This is a genomic window from Streptomyces sp. SID5785, from assembly GCF_009870065.1.
Lineage (GTDB): Bacteria > Actinomycetota > Actinomycetes > Streptomycetales > Streptomycetaceae > Streptomyces.
This window is the reverse complement of record NZ_WWIA01000845.1, coordinates 1-16,864: the sequence shown is the minus strand read 5'-3', so window position 1 is coordinate 16,864 and position 16,864 is coordinate 1. Positions and strand designations below refer to the sequence as shown.

The 16,864-nt window shown below is 72.8% G+C and carries 16 protein-coding genes; 6 read left to right on the top strand and 10 right to left on the bottom strand.

Annotated features, from left to right (window positions below; translation table 11 throughout):
- The 5 genes from GTW43_RS27455 to GTW43_RS27435 all read right to left on the bottom strand — a co-directional run.
- A partial coding sequence (locus GTW43_RS27455) for a penicillin-binding transpeptidase domain-containing protein (protein ID WP_161304653.1) occupies positions 1–1,377 on the bottom strand: 1,377 nt, incomplete at its 3' end.
- 91 nt (positions 1,378–1,468) lie between these two features.
- Positions 1,469–2,125: a response regulator transcription factor gene (locus GTW43_RS27450; RefSeq protein ID WP_161304652.1), complete on the bottom strand. Its 657-nt coding sequence runs from the start codon at positions 2,123–2,125 to the stop codon at positions 1,469–1,471.
- Complete coding sequence (locus GTW43_RS27445) at positions 2,122–3,414, bottom strand: histidine kinase (protein ID WP_343246134.1); 1,293 nt, start codon at positions 3,412–3,414, stop codon at positions 2,122–2,124. The genes GTW43_RS27450 and GTW43_RS27445 overlap by 4 nt, the downstream gene beginning before the upstream one ends.
- Complete coding sequence (locus tag GTW43_RS27440; RefSeq protein ID WP_161304651.1) at positions 3,411–4,394, bottom strand: hypothetical protein; 984 nt, start codon at positions 4,392–4,394, stop codon at positions 3,411–3,413. Before GTW43_RS27440 ends, GTW43_RS27445 begins: the two co-directional genes overlap by 4 nt.
- Positions 4,395–4,476: 82 nt before the next feature.
- The gene (locus GTW43_RS27435; protein ID WP_161304650.1) at positions 4,477–5,259 is read right to left on the bottom strand and encodes an IclR family transcriptional regulator; all 783 of its coding nucleotides are present in this window, start codon (positions 5,257–5,259) and stop codon (positions 4,477–4,479) included.
- Positions 5,260–5,395: 136 nt separating this feature from the next.
- On the opposite strand from GTW43_RS27435, the gene GTW43_RS27430 reads away from it, so the two are divergent.
- From GTW43_RS27430 to GTW43_RS27415, 4 genes are all read left to right on the top strand, one after another.
- The gene (locus tag GTW43_RS27430) at positions 5,396–6,925 is read left to right on the top strand and encodes an aldehyde dehydrogenase (NADP(+)) (protein ID WP_161304649.1); all 1,530 of its coding nucleotides are present in this window, start codon (positions 5,396–5,398) and stop codon (positions 6,923–6,925) included.
- 5 nt (positions 6,926–6,930) lie between these two features.
- The gene (locus tag GTW43_RS27425) at positions 6,931–7,542 is read left to right on the top strand and encodes a DUF1349 domain-containing protein (protein ID WP_161304648.1); all 612 of its coding nucleotides are present in this window, start codon (positions 6,931–6,933) and stop codon (positions 7,540–7,542) included.
- Between the two features lie 111 nt (positions 7,543–7,653).
- Positions 7,654–8,370, top strand: coding sequence for a DsbA family oxidoreductase (locus GTW43_RS27420; protein ID WP_161304647.1), 717 nt, complete (start codon positions 7,654–7,656; stop codon positions 8,368–8,370).
- Positions 8,371–8,465: 95 nt separating this feature from the next.
- A complete protein-coding gene (locus tag GTW43_RS27415) occupies positions 8,466–9,560 on the top strand; it encodes an aminotransferase class V-fold PLP-dependent enzyme (RefSeq protein WP_237536843.1) in 1,095 nt (364 codons plus the stop codon).
- Between the two features lie 78 nt (positions 9,561–9,638).
- On the opposite strand, the gene thpD is transcribed toward GTW43_RS27415, so the two are convergent.
- The 5 genes from thpD to GTW43_RS27390 form a co-directional block, all read right to left on the bottom strand.
- Positions 9,639–10,541, bottom strand: a complete 903-nt coding sequence (thpD, locus tag GTW43_RS27410; RefSeq protein WP_161304645.1) for an ectoine hydroxylase — start codon at positions 10,539–10,541, stop codon at positions 9,639–9,641.
- Between the two features lie 5 nt (positions 10,542–10,546).
- A complete protein-coding gene (locus GTW43_RS27405; RefSeq protein ID WP_161304644.1) occupies positions 10,547–10,951 on the bottom strand; it encodes an ectoine synthase in 405 nt (134 codons plus the stop codon).
- 70 nt (positions 10,952–11,021) lie between these two features.
- The gene (gene ectB / locus GTW43_RS27400; protein ID WP_161304643.1) at positions 11,022–12,293 is read right to left on the bottom strand and encodes a diaminobutyrate--2-oxoglutarate transaminase; all 1,272 of its coding nucleotides are present in this window, start codon (positions 12,291–12,293) and stop codon (positions 11,022–11,024) included.
- Positions 12,294–12,352: 59 nt separating this feature from the next.
- Positions 12,353–12,871, bottom strand: coding sequence for a diaminobutyrate acetyltransferase (ectA, locus tag GTW43_RS27395; protein ID WP_161304642.1), 519 nt, complete (start codon positions 12,869–12,871; stop codon positions 12,353–12,355).
- A gap of 407 nt (positions 12,872–13,278) precedes the next feature.
- A complete protein-coding gene (locus tag GTW43_RS27390; protein ID WP_161304654.1) occupies positions 13,279–14,379 on the bottom strand; it encodes an aminotransferase class V-fold PLP-dependent enzyme in 1,101 nt (366 codons plus the stop codon).
- 78 nt (positions 14,380–14,457) lie between these two features.
- Between GTW43_RS27390 and GTW43_RS27385 the strand changes: the two genes are divergently transcribed.
- Positions 14,458–15,561, top strand: a complete 1,104-nt coding sequence (locus GTW43_RS27385; RefSeq protein ID WP_161304641.1) for an amidohydrolase family protein — start codon at positions 14,458–14,460, stop codon at positions 15,559–15,561.
- Positions 15,562–15,874: 313 nt separating this feature from the next.
- Positions 15,875–16,798, top strand: a complete 924-nt coding sequence (locus GTW43_RS27380; protein ID WP_161304640.1) for an SCO1860 family LAETG-anchored protein — start codon at positions 15,875–15,877, stop codon at positions 16,796–16,798.
- The last annotated feature ends 66 nt before the right edge of the window (positions 16,799–16,864 follow it).

The window sequence follows — 16,864 nt, the reverse complement described above, 5'->3', positions numbered from 1 at the left end:
TGACTGCTCGACGACGACCGCCACCGCGACCTGCCGCCCCGTGCTGTCGTCCTTCGCGTAGGACGTGAACCAGGCGTACGGCGTCTTGCTGTTGTTCTCGCCGTGCTGTGCCGTGCCGGTCTTGCCGCCCACCGTCGCGCCGTCGATCCGCGCGTTCGTACCCGTGCCCTCGTCCACCACGGTCTGCATCGCGGACCGCAGCTGGGACGCGGTCGACGTGCTCACGACGCGCTGCGTGTCCCCGTCGTCGAACGACGTCAACGCGTCCCCGTCGGAGTCCGTCACCTCCGACACCATGTGCGGGGCGGCCTGCTCGCCCCCGTTGGCGAGGGTCGCCGAGACCATCGCCATCTGCAGCGGCGTCGCCGTCACGTCGAACTGGCCGATGCCCGACAGGCCCGTCTGCGCCTTGTCCATGTCCGACGGGTAGACACTCTCGGCCGCCCGGACCGGCACGTCCTGCTTCGCGTCGTCGAACCCGAACTTCTCGGCCATCGCCCGGACCTTGTCCTGACCGAGGTCGACGGCCATCTTCCCGAAGACGTTGTTGCACGAGTACTGCAGCGCCGTGCGGATCGTCGCGTCCTCGCAGGGGGCGCTCGCGCTCTCGTTGCGCAGGTACGTGCTCGTGCCGGGCAGCAGATACGGGTCGGGGGAGTCCGTCTTCTCGTCGACCGAGCCGTACAGCCCGTCCTCGAGCGCCGCCGCGGCCACGACCAGCTTGAACGTCGAGCCGGGCGGCAGCGCCTGCTTCAGCGCGCGGTTCGTCGTCGGGGAGTCCTTGTCCCCGGCCAGCGCCTTCCACGCCGCCGCGTCCGAGGACCCCGAGCCGCTGATCGTCGACGGGTCGAAGGACGGCGTCGACACCATGCCCAGGATCTTCCCGCTCTCCGGGTCGATCGCGACGGCCGCGCCCTTCTTCTCGCCGAGCGCCTCGTAGGCCGCCTTCTGCACGCCCGGGTCGATGGTCGTGATGACGTCCCCCGGGTTCGTGTGCTCGCCGGTGAGCGCGTCGACGGGGTTCTTCAGCGTGGGGTCGGAGCCGTCCAGCACGTCCTGGTAGATCGACTCCAGCTGGGTCGCGCCGTAGACCTGCGACGTGTACCCGGTCACGGCCGAGTACAGCGCGCCGTCCGTGTACGTGCGCCGGTACGCGAGGTCGCTCGACCCACCGGTCCTGGCCGAGCCGGTCACCGCCTTTCCGCCCACGATGATGTCGCCCAGCGGATGGGCGTACTGCTCCATGACCGTCCGCCGGTTGTCCTTGTCGTCTGCGAGCGCCCGGCCGTCGTAGAACTGCACCCATGTCGCCTTGACCAGCAGGGCGAGTATGAGCAGCAGTGTGAAGACGGAGGCGCGCCTGATCGTCTTGTTCATCCCACGTGAGGGACGAACACTCCGGACCGGTTCGTTCCCCGATGTCCCGGATTCTCAGAAAGCTCTCATGGCCCGCACCGGGACGATTCCGTCACGAGCCCTGAAGGAATCCGCCCTCGTACGCGGCGATCACCGCCTGCGTCCGGTCCCGCGCCCCCGTCTTCGCCAGCACCGACGCGACATGCGTCTTGACCGTGGCCGGACCGACCCCGATCCGCCGCGCGATCTCCGCGTTCGTCAGGCCCGCCGCCATCAGCCGCAGCACGTCGCTCTCCCGCCCGGTCAGCCGGGCCACCCACGGCGCGGCCGCCCGCCCGGCCGCGTGCTCCTCGGCCAGGGCCCGCACCGCCGCGGGGAACAGCAGGGTGTCGCTGTGCGCCACCAGCCGGACCGCCCCGACCAGCGTGTCCGCGTCCGCCCGCTTCAGCAGGAATCCGGCGGCACCGGCCCGCAGCGCCTCGTACACGTACGCGTCGTGCTCGAAGGTCGTGACGACGACGATCCGCGGCGGATCGTCCAGCGTGCCCATGATCTGCTCCGTGGCGCGGATGCCGTCGACCTCCGGCATCCGCACGTCCATCAGGACGACGTCCGGGCGCAGCGCCCGCACCACGGACACCGCCTCGGCGCCGGTCGCGGCCTCGCCGACCACCTCGATGCCGGACTCGGCGGACAGGATGGCGCGCAGCGCGGTGCGGACCATGCGTTCGTCGTCGGCGAGGACGACGCGCAGCGGAGCGGAGGTCACGGGATCTCGGGTCCTTCCGGAGGAGCGGTGAGCGGGAGACGGACGTCCAGCCGCCAGGTCCCGGCGTCCCCGGGCACGGGTCCGGCGCTCGCGCCGCCGCCGAGCAGCCGGGCCCGGTCGGCGATGCCGCGCAGCCCGTGTCCGCCGCCGGGCCGGGCCGCCCGGGCCGCCGCGGGCAGCGCGTTCTCGGCCGTGATGCGCAGGGCGCCCTCCTCGCGGGCGAGCCACAGCTCCACGCCCGTCCCGGCGTGCCGCAGCGCGTTGGCCAGGGCCTCCTGCACGATGCGGTACGCCTCGCGGGAGACCATCGGCGGCAGCCCCGCGGGGTCCGTGCCGGGGTCCGTGTGCACGGTGACCGCGGCCCCGCCCGCGCGGGTGCGCCGCAGCAGCCCGTCGAGGTCGTCGGCGAGGGTCGGCGCGGGCGCCGTCGCGGCCCCGTCCCCGGCCTCCCGCAGCACCCCGAGCACGGCGTCCAGCTCCCCGACGGTGCGCCGCGTCGTGTCCTCGATCGCGGCGAGCGCCTCCCGGACGAAGCCGGGGTCGCTGTCGAGGACCCGGCGCGCGGCGCTCGCCTGGAGGGTGACCGCGCTCAGCGCGTGCCCCACCGAGTCGTGCAGCTCACGGGCGAGCCGGTTGCGCACCGCCAGATCGGCGGCGCGCGCCTCGGCCTGCGCGAGCCGGTCGGCGGGGCCGGGCCCGAGCAGCGCCGGAGCCCATCGCGCGAGCAGGCCGGAGACCGCCGCCGCACAGGCCGCGAGGGCGAGAAGCAGGACCACTCCGGCGACCGGGCAGAGCGCCATCGCCCAGGCCTTCCCCTGGAGTTGGGGCACGAACCGGTCGGCGTCGCGCACCGCGGACACGAACGGCAGCACGATCAGCGCCCCGGCGAACGGCGGCAGTGCCAGCGTCATCCCGCTGACGATGCCGCCCGCCCCCAGATGCAGCGTGAACCAGGCGGCCGTGCGGGCCCGCGCCTCCCGGGTGCGAGGCGGCCCGTCCGCGAGCGCCGCGGCGTCCACCCCGCACAGTGTCCGCGCCACCGCCACCGACATCGGCCGGGTCAGCGGCGACAGCACGGCGGTGAGCGCGGCGAGCGGCAACCCGCAGGCGAACGAGGCCAGTTGCAGCCCCACGTCGGAGAACACGTCCTGTGCGCCGGTCAGCGGCCCCACGACCACCGACGCGAGCAGCAGGTACGGCATCGCGAGCGCACCGCCGATGATCAGGTGCAGCCAGCGGCGGCGCGCACGGCGGCCGAACAGGAGCCCGGCCGCGTCCCGCGCCCTCACGCCGCCACGGGGGTCCGCGCGGGGGCGGCGGACGGCGTGGCCGCACGGCTGACGGCGGCGTGGTGGGCGCCGATGGTCACGACGAGCAGGCCGACGATCATCTGCCCAGCGTAGGTGAGGTTCATCAGCGGCGTCGGCTGACGGGCGATGTCGTCGACGCCGCTCAGCGAGGCCAGCGACAGCCAGCCGCCCCAGCAGGCCGAGGCGCCCGACCCCACCCAGAGCAGCGCCAGCGGCACCTTCAGCGACAGGCCACGGCCGCGCCGGAAGGCGAGCAGCACGGCCCCGGTCACGGCGGCGGCGAGGTACAGCGCGTTCATGACCTCCATGACGGTGAAGGTGCTGTCGCGCTCGGCGGCCCGCAGCGGGTTCAGGCCCGTGTCGGCCCCGCACGCCCACAGCAGGTGCGTCACCGCGGGCAGCAGCGCGCACAGGACGGCGGCCACGGCGACGAGGCGCTGCGCCGCGTCCTGCGGCCGGGCGGGCAGATCCCGCATCCGGCCCTGCCACACGTGCCCCCAGCGCCGGCGGGCGTACCCGGCGAACAGCGCGCCCAGGCACAGGCCCTGCACGACGAACCCGGGATACACGACGCTGAACACCCAGTCGTCCAGGAAGGGTTCGCTCGCGCCGGCCGTGGCCCCGGAGCCGTCGAAGAGCTTCACGACCATCTGCACCGGGTAGCCGGTCATGATCGGCGTGAGCAGCCCGGTCGCCACCCACATCGGCACGGTGAGCGCCCATGCGGGCACCCGGCGCCCCCACGGCTCGGTGAGCAGGAACGCGAGCAGCACGACAGCCGCGTCGAGCAGCACCGTCACGCCGTTGGCGACCGCCATCGTCGTGCGGTGATCGAGCAGCGAGCTGCCGTCCGGGATGCCGACGCGGCTGCCGGCGACCCACGCCACCTTCAGCGCGAGATAGGGCAGACAGGACAGCACGGTGACGGTCCGCAGCGTGGTGCGCAGTGTCGGGTTCATGCCTCCAGGCTGGCCGCGGGCCCGCCGCGGCACGTCCTGCGCACAGCCGATCCCCCTCCGCCGCGCGGGGGAGGGGCCCCGGTCACAGCCTGCGGGTGGCCAGGGTGAGCCGGTCCCGCGCGTCGAACAGCGCGTCCTTGACCATCTGCTCGTGCGCGGGCGTCAGGCGCGCGACCGGCACCGAGCAGGAGATCGCGTCCCGCGCGGGCGTCCGGTAGGGGATCGCGACGCCGAAGCAGCGCAGCCCCAGCGTGTTCTCCTCGCGGTCGACGGCGAAGCCCTGCTCGCGGACCTGGTGCAGCTCCTCGATGAGCTTCTCGCGGTCCGTGATCGTGTGCTCGGTCAGCGCGGGCAGCGTCTCGGGCAGCAGCTTGCGGACCTGCTCGTCGGTGTGGGTCGCGAGCAGCGCCTTGCCGAGCGAGGTCGAGTGCGCGGGCAGCCTGCGTCCCACCCGGGTGAAGGGCCGCAGGTAGTGCTGGGACTGGCGGGTGGCGAGATAGACCACGTTCGTCCCGTCGAGCCGCGCCAGGTGGATGGTCTCGGTGGTGTCGTCGGAGAGCCGGTCCAGGGTCGGCCGGGCCGCGGCCACGACCTCGTCCCCGTCGATGTACGACGTGCCGACGAGCAGCGCCCGCACGCCGATGCCGTACCGGGTGCCGGTCGCGTCCGTCTCCACCCAGCCGAGCTCGACGAGCGTGCGCAGCAGCATGTAGAGGCTGGACTTCGGGTACCCGACGGCCTCCTGCACCGCGGCCAGCGAGTGCATGCCGGGCCGCCCGGCGAAGTACTCGAGCAGCTCCACCGTCCGTACCGCCGATTTGACCTGCGCACCGCCCGCAGCGGCCCCCGTCTCGACTGCCGACATCGCCCTTGACCCCTTCGTTCCGCGGGAATTACTGTCCAGTCTCAGTACGAGTTCATCATGAGAGACAGCGTTCAGTATATCGAACGGCTCTCCTGGCTCGCCCGGCGAGCTTCGCGAAAAGCTGGAGGAATCCGCGGTGGCAGCAGCACCAGTCTGGAGTGTCGACCCCCGAACCGGGAAGCAGCGGGAGCAGGTTGCCGTCGAGGCCACACCGCAGGAGGTGGACCAGGCGGTCCGCGCCGCCCACGCGGCCCGCGGCGCCCTCGCCGACCGCACCGTCCGCGCCGCGTTCCTGCGCACCGCCGCCGACCTGCTCGCCGAGGCCGAGGAGCACCTCGTCGAGGCCGCCGACGCGGAGACCGCACTCGGCCCCGTCCGGCTCACCGGCGAACTCGCGCGCACCTGCTACCAGTTGCGGGCCTTCGCGGACATCGTCGACGAGGGCGCCTTCCTCGGCGTCGTCATCGACCATCCCGACGCCACCGCCACCCCGCCCGTCCCCGACCTGCGCCGGTACAAGATCCCGCTCGGCGTCGTCGCCGTCTACTCGGCCTCGAACTTCCCGTTCGCCTTCTCCGTCCCCGGCGGCGACACCGCGAGCGCCCTCGCCGCGGGCTGCCCCGTCGTCGTCAAGGCGCACCCCGACCACCCCGCCACCTCCGAGCTGGTCGCCGCCACGATCCGGCGGGCCGCCGAGCGCCACGGCCTGCCCGAGGGCGTCCTCGGTCTCGTGCACGGCTTCGAGGCAGGCGTCGAGCTCGTCCGGCACCCCCTCGTGACCGCCGCCGGATTCACCGGCTCCGTCCGCGGCGGCCGCGCCCTGTTCGACGCGGCGGCGGCCCGCCCGGTGCCGATCCCCTTCCACGGCGAGCTCGGCTCCCTCAACCCCGTCGTGATCACCGAGGACGCCGCCGCCGAGCGCCCCGACGCGATCGGCACCGGCCTCGCCGGCTCCATGACGCTCGGAGTCGGCCAGTTCTGCGTCAAGCCCGGCCTCGTCTTCGCGCCCCGCGGCGCGGCCGGCGACGCCCTCGTCAAGACCCTCACCGCCGCCGTCAGCGACACCGAGGCCGGGGTCCTGCTCGACCACCGCATGCGGGACAACTTCGTCGCCGGGGTCGCCGAGCGCGCCCAGCTGCCCGACGTCGAGGCACCCGTCACGCCCGGCGCGGGCAGCGACCACACCGTCGCACCCGGCTTCCTCACCGTCCCGGCCGCCCGGCTCGCCGAGGAGGGCGCCCACGACCTGCTCCTCGAGGAGTGCTTCGGCCCCGTCACCGTCCTCGCCCGCTACGACTCGGCGGCGGACGTCACGGCGGTCCTCTCCCGCCTCCCCGGCAACCTCACGGCGACCGTTCACCTGTCCGAGGCCGAGGCGGCGGGCCAGGGCCGGGCCGCCGAGCTGCTCACCGAGCTCACCCCGCTCGCCGGCCGCGTCCTCGTCAACGGCTGGCCCACCGGGGTCGCCGTCGCCCCCGCCCAGCACCACGGCGGGCCCTACCCGGCGACCACCTCCACCTCCACCTCCGTCGGCGGCACCGCGATCGAGCGCTGGCTGCGCCCGGTCACCTACCAGACGACGCCCGAGGCACTGCTGCCGCCCGAGCTGCGCGACGACAACCCGCTGGGGCTGCCGCGGCGCTACGACGGCCGCCTGGAAAACTGACCCGCATGGAACTGCGACTTCCCGAACTGCCCTTCCCGCTGCGCAGCTACGGCCCCGACGGCGACTGGTCGTACGAGGACGGGACGCTCACCGGCTGGGCCGGCCCCCGCCAGGACCGCTTCGTGCCGCCCACCGGCGACTCCCTCGACCCCGCGTCCGACGCGCCGCGGCTGCTGGGGGCGGCGCCGGAGGGCGACTTCCAGCTGATCGCGCGGGTCACCGTCGGGTTCGCCGCCGCGTTCGACGCGGGGGTGCTCTACCTCCACGTCGGCAACCGCGAATGGGCCAAGCTCTGCTTCGAGCGCTCGCCGGACGAGCCGACCATCTGCACCGTCGTCACGCGCGGCCACTCCGACGACGCGAACGCGTCCGTGGTGCCGGGCCGCTCCGTCTGGCTCCGGATCAGCCGCACCGGCGCCGCCTTCGCCTTCCACGCCTCGGCGGACGGGGAGACCTGGACCTTCGTACGGATCTTCACGCTCGGTGACGAGAGGACCGCGGGCGCCGCACTCGTCGGCTTCCTCGCACAGTCCCCGGTCGGGGAGGGCTGCGTCGTGACCTACGACCACATCGAGTTCCGCCCGGAGTGGCCCAAGGGCCTGCGCGACGGTTCCTGAGGCGGCGCGGGGGCCGACCCGGGCGGGAATGCGCGCGGCGTGCATCCGGTTGTACGGGTCGGTGCGGGGCACCCCCTGCGCCGTACGTCACCGAAGCGAGCGAGAGACCCCATGCGCGTCGAGATCTGGACCGACATCAACTGCCCGTTCTGCTACATCGGCAAGGCCCGGTTCGAGCAGGCCCTCGACGCGTTCCCGCACAAGGAGCAGGTCGAGGTCGTGCACCGCTCCTTCGAGCTCGACCCGACCGTCCCCAGGGAGACCACCGGCCTCGTCGTCCCGCACATCGCCGAGAAGTACGGCATCAGCCGGGAGCAGGCCGCGGCCAACGAGCAGGGTCTCGGCCGGCAGGCCGGCGAGCTCGGGCTGCCCTACCTCACCGAGGGGCGCGACTACGGCAACAGCTTCGACCTGCACCGGCTGCTCCACCTCGCCCACGACAAGGGCCTCCAGGACGCCATGATCGACGCCCTGTACCGGGGGAACTTCGCCGACGAGGCCTCCGTCTTCGCCGACCAGGAGCACGTCGTGCGGCTCGCCGTCGAGGCCGGTCTCGACGAGGGCGAGGTGCGCGCCGTCCTGGCCGACCCCGAGGCGTACGCCGACGCCGTCCGCGCCGACGAGCGCGAGGCCGCCGAGCTCGGCGCGACCGGCGTCCCGTTCTTCGTCCTCGACCGCACGTACGGCGTCTCCGGCGCCCAGCCCGCCGAGGTCTTCACCCAGGCCCTCACCCAGGCCTGGGGCGACCGCTCCCCGCTGACCGTGATCGACGGCGCCGACGGCGGCGACACCTGCGGCCCCGACGGCTGTGCGGTCCCGCAGGCCTGACCCACCGGTCCGACCTGCACTGATAAGCGTCACTTAGGGGTACCGGCCAAACATCCGCAATGGACGGGCAGTTGGGTCCGGGGCACAGTGGAGCCATGGAGACTTCCGCTGTGCCCCGCCACCCGGACAGCCTGGACACCGACCTGGTCCGCGCCCAGTACGCGCCCGCAGCCACCTACCTGAACACCGCGAGTTCCGGCCTGCTGCCGGCCCGCGCGGGCGCCGCGATGCGCGACGCGATCACCACCATGGCGGAGGGTGGCGCCATCGACGCCCTCTTCGACGACGTCGAGGCGGCCCGCGCCGCCTTCGCCCGCATCGCCGGCGTCCCCGCCACCCGGGTCGCGACGGGCGCCTCCGTCGCCGTGTACACCGGACTGATCGCCTCGTCGCTGCCCGACGGCGCCGAAGTCCTCACGGCCGAGGGCGAGTTCAGCTCCACGATCAACCCCTTCCACGTCCGGCCCGGGCTCAAGGTCCGTACCGTGCCGCTGGAGGCGCTCGCCGAGTCGGTGCGCCCCGGCACGGCGCTGGTCGCGGTCAGCGCGGCCCAGTCCGCCGACGGCCGGGTCGCCGACCTGCCCGCCCTGCGCGCGGCGACGACCGCCCACGGCGCCCGGCTGTACGTGGACGCGTCGCAGGCGGCGGGCTGGTACCCGCTCGCCGCGCACGCCCCGCAGGCCGACTACGTCACCTCCGTCGCCTTCAAGTGGCTCACCTGCCCGCGCGGCGCCACGTTCTTCGTCGGGCCCGCCGACCCCGAGGGCTTCGCCGCGCTGCGGCCGGTCTTCGGCGGCTGGGTCGCGGGGGAGCGGCCCTGGGACAGCTGCTACGGACCGGTCGCCGAACTCGCCCGCTCCGCCCGCCGGTTCGACGAGACGCCGAGCCTGATCTCGTACACGGGGGCGCGCCGCTCCCTCGAACTGGTCGAGGAGCTCGGCCCCGACGCCGTGCGCGCCCACGACCTCGCCCTGGCCGACCGCTTCCGCGCGGGGCTCGCCGAGCGCGGCCTGACCCCGCTGCCGGCCCCGGACTCGCCGATCGTCTCCGTCCCCGGGCTCGGCGCCCGCCAGCCGGAGCTGCGCACCCGTGGCATCGAGGTCTCCGACCGCGCGGGGAACCTCCGCGCGTCCTTCCACCTGTACAACACGACGGCCGACGTGGACGCCCTCCTGACGGCGCTCGCCTGACCGCACACACGACGGGGCGGGTCCGGCACACACCAGGTGTGTGCCGGACCCGCCCCGTGTGGCGGTCCGCCGCGTCGCCTACTTCACCGGCGTGAAGTCCCGCGCTCCGATGAACTCGGGGCGTCGGACCGGGGCCGCGAAGGGCTCCACCGCCGTGTTCTCCACGCTGTTGAACACGATGAAGACGTTGCTGCGCGGGTACGGCGTGATGTTGTCGCCGGAGCCGTGCATCGCGTTGCAGTCGAACCAGGTCGCCGAGCCGGCCTTGCCGGTGAACAGCCGGATGCCGTACTCCCCGGCCAGCTTGGTCAGCGCCTCGTCGGACGGGGTGCCCGCGTCCTGCATCTGCAGCGACTTCTTGTAGTTGTCCGTGGGCGTCTCACCGGCGCAGCCCAGGAACGTCTTGTGCGAGCCGGGCATGATCATGAGCCCGCCGTTGGTGTCGTAGTTCTCCGTCAGGGCGAGGGAGACGGACACCGTGCGCATGTTCGGCAGGCCGTCCTCGGCGTGCCAGGTCTCGAAGTCCGAGTGCCAGTAGAAGCCGGTCGCGCCGAAGCCGGGCTTGACGTTGATCCGCGACTGGTGGACGTAGACGTCCGAGCCGAGGATCTGCCGGGCCCGCTCCACGACGCGCTCGTCGTGGACCAGCCGCGCGAACACCTCGCTGATCTTGTGGACCTCGAAGACCGACCGCACCTTCTGTGAGGCCTTCTCCACGATGGAACGCTCGTCGGCCTTGATCGCCGGGTCGTTGACCAGCCGGTCGAGCTCGGCCTGGTACACGCCGATCTCGTCCGGGCCGATCAGCTCCTCGATCGCCAGGAAGCCGTCCCGTTCGAATCCCGCCAGATCCGACTGGCGGATCGGGCCGCGCGCACCCGGCGCGGACCAGACGACGGGGTCGACGCGGGGCGTCGCCACCTCCGTCTTCCCGCGCGTCGGGTAGAGATCGGCGACACCTGCGGAGTTCAGCACGGTCATCGGGATCAGACCTCCTCGGGCTCGGTCAGCAGCGGGTAGACACCGTTCTCGTCATGGTCCTCCCGTCCGGTCACCGGAGGGTTGAAAACGCAGACACAGCGGAAGTCGGACTTGGGCCGCAGCGTGTGGCGCTCGTGGCCGTTCAGGAGATACATCGTCCCCGGCTCGATCCAGTGCTTCTCGCCGGTCTCCCGGTTCTCGAGCTCGGCCTCGCCCTCCACGCACAGCACGGCCTCGATGTGGTTGGCGTACCACATGTCGGTCTCCGTGCCCGCGTAGAGGGTCGTCTCGTGCAGGGAGAAGCCGACCCTCTCCTTCGCGAGGACGATGCGCTTGCTCTCCCAGGTGCCGGACGCCGACTTCACGTGCCGGTCGGTGTTCTCGATCTCCTTGAACGAACGGACAATCACGGTGGGTGCTGCCTTTCTCTGTTTCTCGGTGAGAGGGGCCCGCAGGCCCCCGCCGGTGCGGGGGCGGGGGTCAGGCGGTCTCGCGCACGGCCCGGGTGAGCGTGCGCAGGCCCTCGTCCAGCTCCTCCGGCGTGATCGTCAGCGCCGGAAGCAGCTTGACGACCTCGCTCTCGGGGCCGGAGGTCTCGATGAGCAGACCGAGCTCGAAGGCGCGCTTGGCGACCTGGCCGGCCCGCGCCTTGTCGCGGAACTCGATGCCCCACACGAGGCCACGGCCGCGGTACTCGACGGTGTCCTCGGGGTACTCGGCGCGCAGCGCGCTCAGGGTCTCCTCGATCTGCTCGCCCCGCTGGAGCGTCTGCTTCTCCATGGCGGGGCCGTCGCTCCAGTACGTCTCCAGGGCGGCGGCGGCGGTCACGAACGCGGGGTTGTTGCCGCGGAACGTGCCGTTGTGCTCGCCCGGCTCCCAGACGTCGAGCTCCGGCTTGAACAGGCACAGGGACATGGGCAGTCCGTACCCGCTGATGGACTTGGACACGGTCACGATGTCCGGCGTGATGCCCGCCTCCTCGAAGGAGAAGAAGGCGCCGGTGCGGCCGCAGCCCATCTGGATGTCGTCGACGATGAGCAGCATGTCCCAGCGCTCGCACACGTCGGCGAGCTTGCGCAGCCACTCGGCGCGCGCCACGTTGATGCCGCCCTCGCCCTGCACCGTCTCGACGATCACGGCCGCCGGGGTGTTGAGACCCGAGCCGGAGTCCTCGAGCAGCCGCTCGAACCAGATGAAGTCCGGGGTCTGGCCGTCGAGGTAGTTGTCGAACGGCATCGGCGTGCCGTGCACCAGCGGGATGCCGGCGCCGGCCCGCTTGAACGCGTTGCCGGTCACCGCGAGCGAGCCGAGCGACATGCCGTGGAAGGCGTTCGTGAACGACACGATCGACTCGCGGCCCTTGACCTTGCGGGCCAGCTTCAGCGCGGACTCGACGGCGTTGGTGCCCGTCGGGCCCGGGAACATGACCTTGTAGGGCAGGTCGCGCGGGCGCAGGACGACGTTCTGGAACGTCTCCAGGAAGTTGCGCTTCGCGGAGGTCGACATGTCGAGACCGTGCGTGACGCCGTCCCGCTCGATGTAGTCGATCAGGGCGCGTTTCAGGACGGGGTTGTTGTGCCCGTAGTTGAGCGAGCCCGCGCCCGCGAAGAAGTCCAGGTACGCGTGGCCGTCCTCGTCGTACATGCGGCTGCCCTGGGCCCGGTCGAAGACGGTGGGCCAGCCGCGGCAGTAGCTGCGCACCTCCGACTCAAGGGTCTCGAAGACGCTCAGGTCCGGCTGGGTGATGGTCACAGCGAAAGCTCCTCTGAGAAGGGGAGTTGAACGGTGGGGGTGGTGGACGGTGGCCGGGCTCAGCCGGCGGCCGGGGCGAGCGGCCCGATGAGGTAGAGCTCCTCGGGCAGGTGGCCGTCGTCGGGGAACAGCCCCGCGTCGAACAGCACCTGGCGCTGCACACCGGCGGCGTGCCTGCGGGCGTAGGACAGGAACAGCGCCTGGGACGCCGTGTTGTCCGGGGTGATCGTGGTCTCGACGGTCGTGACCGGCCGTCCCGACGCCCTGACCTTCTCGGTCAGTCCGTCGAGCAGCGCCGCGGCCAGCCCGTGCCCGCGGTGTCCGTGGTCCACCGCGACCTGCCAGACCACGAGGGTCCCCGGTCGCTCCGGACGGATGTAGCCGGTCACGAACCCGGCGACCTCGCCCGTCTCGTCACGCGCCACCACGGAGGTGCCGGCGAAGTCCCGGCACCACAGCAGATAGCTGTACGAGGAGTTGAGGTCGAGCACCTTGGAGTCGCGTGCGATACGCCAGATCGCGGCGCCGTCGGCGACACCGGGATGGTCGAGCTGGAATTGCGCTTGTGCGGCGGTCATGCGAATTGAATTTACCGAGCAATTTTTGGGATTGCATCCGGGGTAGGGGTTACGCAGATCGCCGGAATGTGTTATCGCGCGCGGGTGGGTACGCGCGTGAGCGGGCGGCGGAATAAGGTGATTTGGTGGTGACAAAAGCCGCAGAACGCAATCGGTGTGGAGTACGTCACAGGGGTGTAATGTGCCAGGAACCCGCTCGAATTCTGTCGGATCCCGTTGTTGAAATCTTAGTGTTTACGTTGCCGGAAAGCGGGCAGAAGCAATACGGGAAGCTGCCTGGATAAACAATACAGAAATGTGCCCGAGAAATGAGAAAGGCGCCGTCCGTTTGGACGGCGCCCGCTGCGCGTGTCCGCAATCCGCCGCGCGGGATCGCGCGGCGCATGCGGATGCTGTGGATCCGGGTACTAGATCCAGGCGGCGGCGACCGCCTTGCGCGCCCCCTCCAGGTCGACCTCCGCGCCGGACTCCGCGAGCGCGCCGCCGAGCGCCGCCAGCGAGGACTGCACGACACCGCGCGTGGCCTGCGGCCCGTAGTGGTTGACCCGGATCATCTCCGTGGCCAGCGCCCCGCCGCCCGCGACCAGCGGCAGCACCGGGTCCACGGCCAGCGCCCGGGCCACCAGGTCCCGCGCGTCCGTGCCCCGGGGCGCCCGCAGCGTCGTCGCCACCGGAGCCGCGTCCCGCGCCTCGTGCACGTACGGCGCGAGACCGCCGCCCAGCGCGAGCGCCCCCGCGCGGGTGGCCGCGGCCGCGCTCGCGTGCCGGGCCGTCAGTGCGTCCAGGCCCTCGCTCTCGATCCGCTCCACGCACGCCTCGAGGGCCAGCATCTCCAGCTGCGCCGGCGCGTGCAGCAGCGCCGTGCGGCCGCCGTCGATCCAGCGCTGCTTCCAGTCGAGCAGCGACAGGTACGAGTGGCGCGGCGCCTGCGGGTTGGCCGCCATCCGCTCCCAGGCGCGGGCGCTCACCGACACCGCCGACACCCCCGCGGGGCCGCCCATCGCCTTCTGCGCGCCGATCACGCACAGGTCCACGCCCCACGCGTCCGGCAGCACCGGCTCGGCGGCGATCGACGCCACCGCGTCCAGGTAGAACAGCGCGCCGTGCTCCCGCACGACCGCGCCGATCTCCGCGACCGGGTTCGTGTTGCCCGTCGCCGCCTCCGCGTGCACCAGCGAGACGAAGTCGATGTCCGGGTGCGCGGCGAACGCCTCCCGGATCTGCCCGGCCGTCACCGCCGTGTGGAACGGCACCGCGAGATCGTGCACCGTGGCGCCGCAGTCCCGCAGCCAGTCGCCGAAGGTCTGCCCGTACGGGCCGGTGATCACGTTGAGCGCGACGGTGCCCGGACCCGCGGCGGCGCGGATCGCGCCCTCCAGGGGCAGCAGCGCCTCGCCCTGCATGATCACGACGTCCTGCGCGGTGTCCATGAGCCGGGCCACGCGGTCCTCGACGGAGGCGAAGTGCTCGGCGCTCAACGGGGCCAGATCGAGAAACGGGTGCGTCACGGTGGTGCTCTCTTCGCTCATGGGTTCGTCGGTGGATGCCGCTGACGAGCGTAACCGGCGCCCTCATAGGCTTGGTCCATGAGTGAGCTGAGCCGACGGCGGGCGCTGCACGTGAAGGGCCGGGTCCTGGCCGGACCCGACGACGTACGGGACGAACTGTGGGTCCTGGACGGCCGCATCACCTACGACCGGCCCGTGACCGCCGGCCTCGACGTGACGACCGTGGAGGGCTGGACCCTGCCCGGCCTCGTCGACGCACACTGCCACGTCGGCCTTGACGCGCACGGGCCGGTCCCCGCCGGGACCGCCGAGAAGCAGGCGCTGACCGACCGCGACACCGGCACCCTGCTGCTGCGCGACGCGGGCTCCCCGTCCGACACCCGCTGGATCGACGACCGCGAGGACCTGCCCCGCATCATCCGCGCCGGACGGCACATCGCCCGCACCCGCCGCTACATCCGCAACTACGCGCACGAGATCGAGCCCGAGGACCTGGTCGCCTACGTGGCCCGCGAGGCCCGGCGCGGCGACGGCTGGGTCAAGCTCGTCGGCGACTGGATCGACCGCGAGGCCGGCGACCTCACCGCCTGCTGGCCGCGCGGCGCCGTCGAGGCCGCCATCGCCGAGGCGCACCGGCTCGGCGCCCGCGTCACCGCCCACTGCTTCGCCGAGGACTCGCTGCGCGACCTCGTCGAGGCCGGCATCGACTGCATCGAGCACGCGACGGGCCTGACCGACGACCTGATCCCGCTCTTCGCGGAGCGCGGCGTCGCGATCGTCCCGACCCTCGTCAACATCGCCACCTTCCCCGACCTCGCCGCGGGCGGCGAGCAGAAGTTCCCGCGCTGGTCCGCGCACATGCGGCGGCTGTACGAGCGCCGCTACGAGACGGTCCGCAACGCCTGGGACGCCGGGATCCCCGTGTACGTCGGCACCGACGCCGGCGGTTCGCTAGCGCACGGGCTCGTCGCCGGCGAGGTCGCCGAACTGGTCAGGGCGGGACTGCCCGCCGCGGACGCCCTCGGCGCGACCGCGTGGGACGCCCGGCGCTGGCTCGGCCGCCCCGGCCTCGAGGAGGGTGCACCGGCCGACCTCGTCGTCTACGGCACCGACCCGCGGGCCGACGTCGCGGCCCTCGCCGACCCGCGCCGGATCGTGCTGCGGGGCAACGTGGTGGGTTGACGGGGCGTGACATGCGCGGGCGTGCACTCGTTGTGCACTCCCGGTCCGCCCCGGCGCCGCCGCCCCTGCGGGTGAGGCCGGCGAACAGGCGAGCCCGCCGAAATCGAGCACCTGCACGGAAACCCCCCTTTGGAGTGAACTCACCTCAGGTGGTGGCCCGTTCACTCTCAGTGCGTAAAGATTCCCTCACCGATGACCGGCCGACGCCGTCGACGGCGCGGCGCCCTGTCCCGGTGCGCCCGCCCCGGCGGCACCCCGTCGGCCTCTCGTGTCACGTCGTCTCTCTCATCGCCGTCCTGGGGGTCCCACCAGCATGTCCAGCACCACCGCGCTCCGCCGTATCGCCGCGACCGCCGCCGCCACCGCACTCGCCGCCGGGCCCGTGCTCCTCGCGAGCGCCGTCCCGGCCGCCGCGACCGGCGACCACGGGGGCAAGGCCTCCGCCGTCGTGCTCCGCACCGGCCTCGACGTCTCCCTGCTCAACAAGACCGTGAACGTCCCGCTCAAGGTCTCGCTCAACGAGGTGCAGGCGCCCGCCAGCGCCGACAAGACCGCCCTCACCGTGAACCTCGACGGCGTCGACAAGGGCCAGCCGGTCAGGGTCCTCCAGGCCGAGGTGGCCAAGGCCAGGGCCACCGTCGAGGACGGCACCGCCGAGGGCTACACCCGGCTCGCCCACGCCAAGGTGCACGTCCCCGGCCTGCCGCTGCTCTCGCTCATCGAGGTCGACGAGGTCACCTCGAAGGCCCGCTGCGAGGCCGGCCACGCGCCCGTCGCCGAGTCCAACCTGCTGGGCGCCGTCACCGTCCTCGGCAAGAAGGTCACGCTCACCACCGGCGGCACGACCGAGGTCAAGGTGCCCGGCGTCGGCGAGGTCAGCCTGGCCCTCTCCGAGCGCTCCACGACGTCGAACACCGCGGCGGCCTCCGCGCTCCACCTCAAGGTCTCCGTCAACCCGTTGAAGCTGAACGTGGCCGAGGTCGAGGGCGAGGTGACGCTCGCCGGCGCGACGTGCGAGGCACCCAAAGCCGTGTCCGCGCCGAAGCCGGCCGACGTGAAGCCGCAGGGCGAGAAGGGGGAGCGGCCCGTCGCCGCCGCGCAGAAGCCGGAGAAGGGTGACCTCGCGGAGACGGGGGGCAGCTCGATGACGCCGTACGTCGCGGGCGGCGCGGTCGTTCTGCTGGTCGCCGGTGCGGGCGCGGTGGGCATGGCACGCCGGGCCCGTAACCGCGCCTAGGGCCTGTCCGGCGGCTGCGGGCCCGGTGGGGGCGGGCCGCGCAGTTCCCCGCGCCCCTGAAATGCA

Coding starts and splice junctions, on each gene's coding strand:
- GTW43_RS27440 (WP_161304651.1), bottom strand. CDS start 4,394: ATGAACCCGACACTGCGCACCACGCTGCGGACCGTCACCGTGCTGTCC.
- GTW43_RS27435 (WP_161304650.1), bottom strand. CDS start 5,259: ATGTCGGCAGTCGAGACGGGGGCCGCTGCGGGCGGTGCGCAGGTCAAA.
- GTW43_RS27425 (WP_161304648.1), top strand. CDS start 6,931: ATGGAACTGCGACTTCCCGAACTGCCCTTCCCGCTGCGCAGCTACGGC.
- GTW43_RS27420 (WP_161304647.1), top strand. CDS start 7,654: ATGCGCGTCGAGATCTGGACCGACATCAACTGCCCGTTCTGCTACATC.
- GTW43_RS27415 (WP_237536843.1), top strand. CDS start 8,466: ATGGAGACTTCCGCTGTGCCCCGCCACCCGGACAGCCTGGACACCGAC.
- thpD (WP_161304645.1), bottom strand. CDS start 10,541: ATGACCGTGCTGAACTCCGCAGGTGTCGCCGATCTCTACCCGACGCGC.
- ectA (WP_161304642.1), bottom strand. CDS start 12,871: ATGACCGCCGCACAAGCGCAATTCCAGCTCGACCATCCCGGTGTCGCC.
- GTW43_RS27385 (WP_161304641.1), top strand. CDS start 14,458: ATGAGTGAGCTGAGCCGACGGCGGGCGCTGCACGTGAAGGGCCGGGTC.
- GTW43_RS27380 (WP_161304640.1), top strand. CDS start 15,875: ATGTCCAGCACCACCGCGCTCCGCCGTATCGCCGCGACCGCCGCCGCC.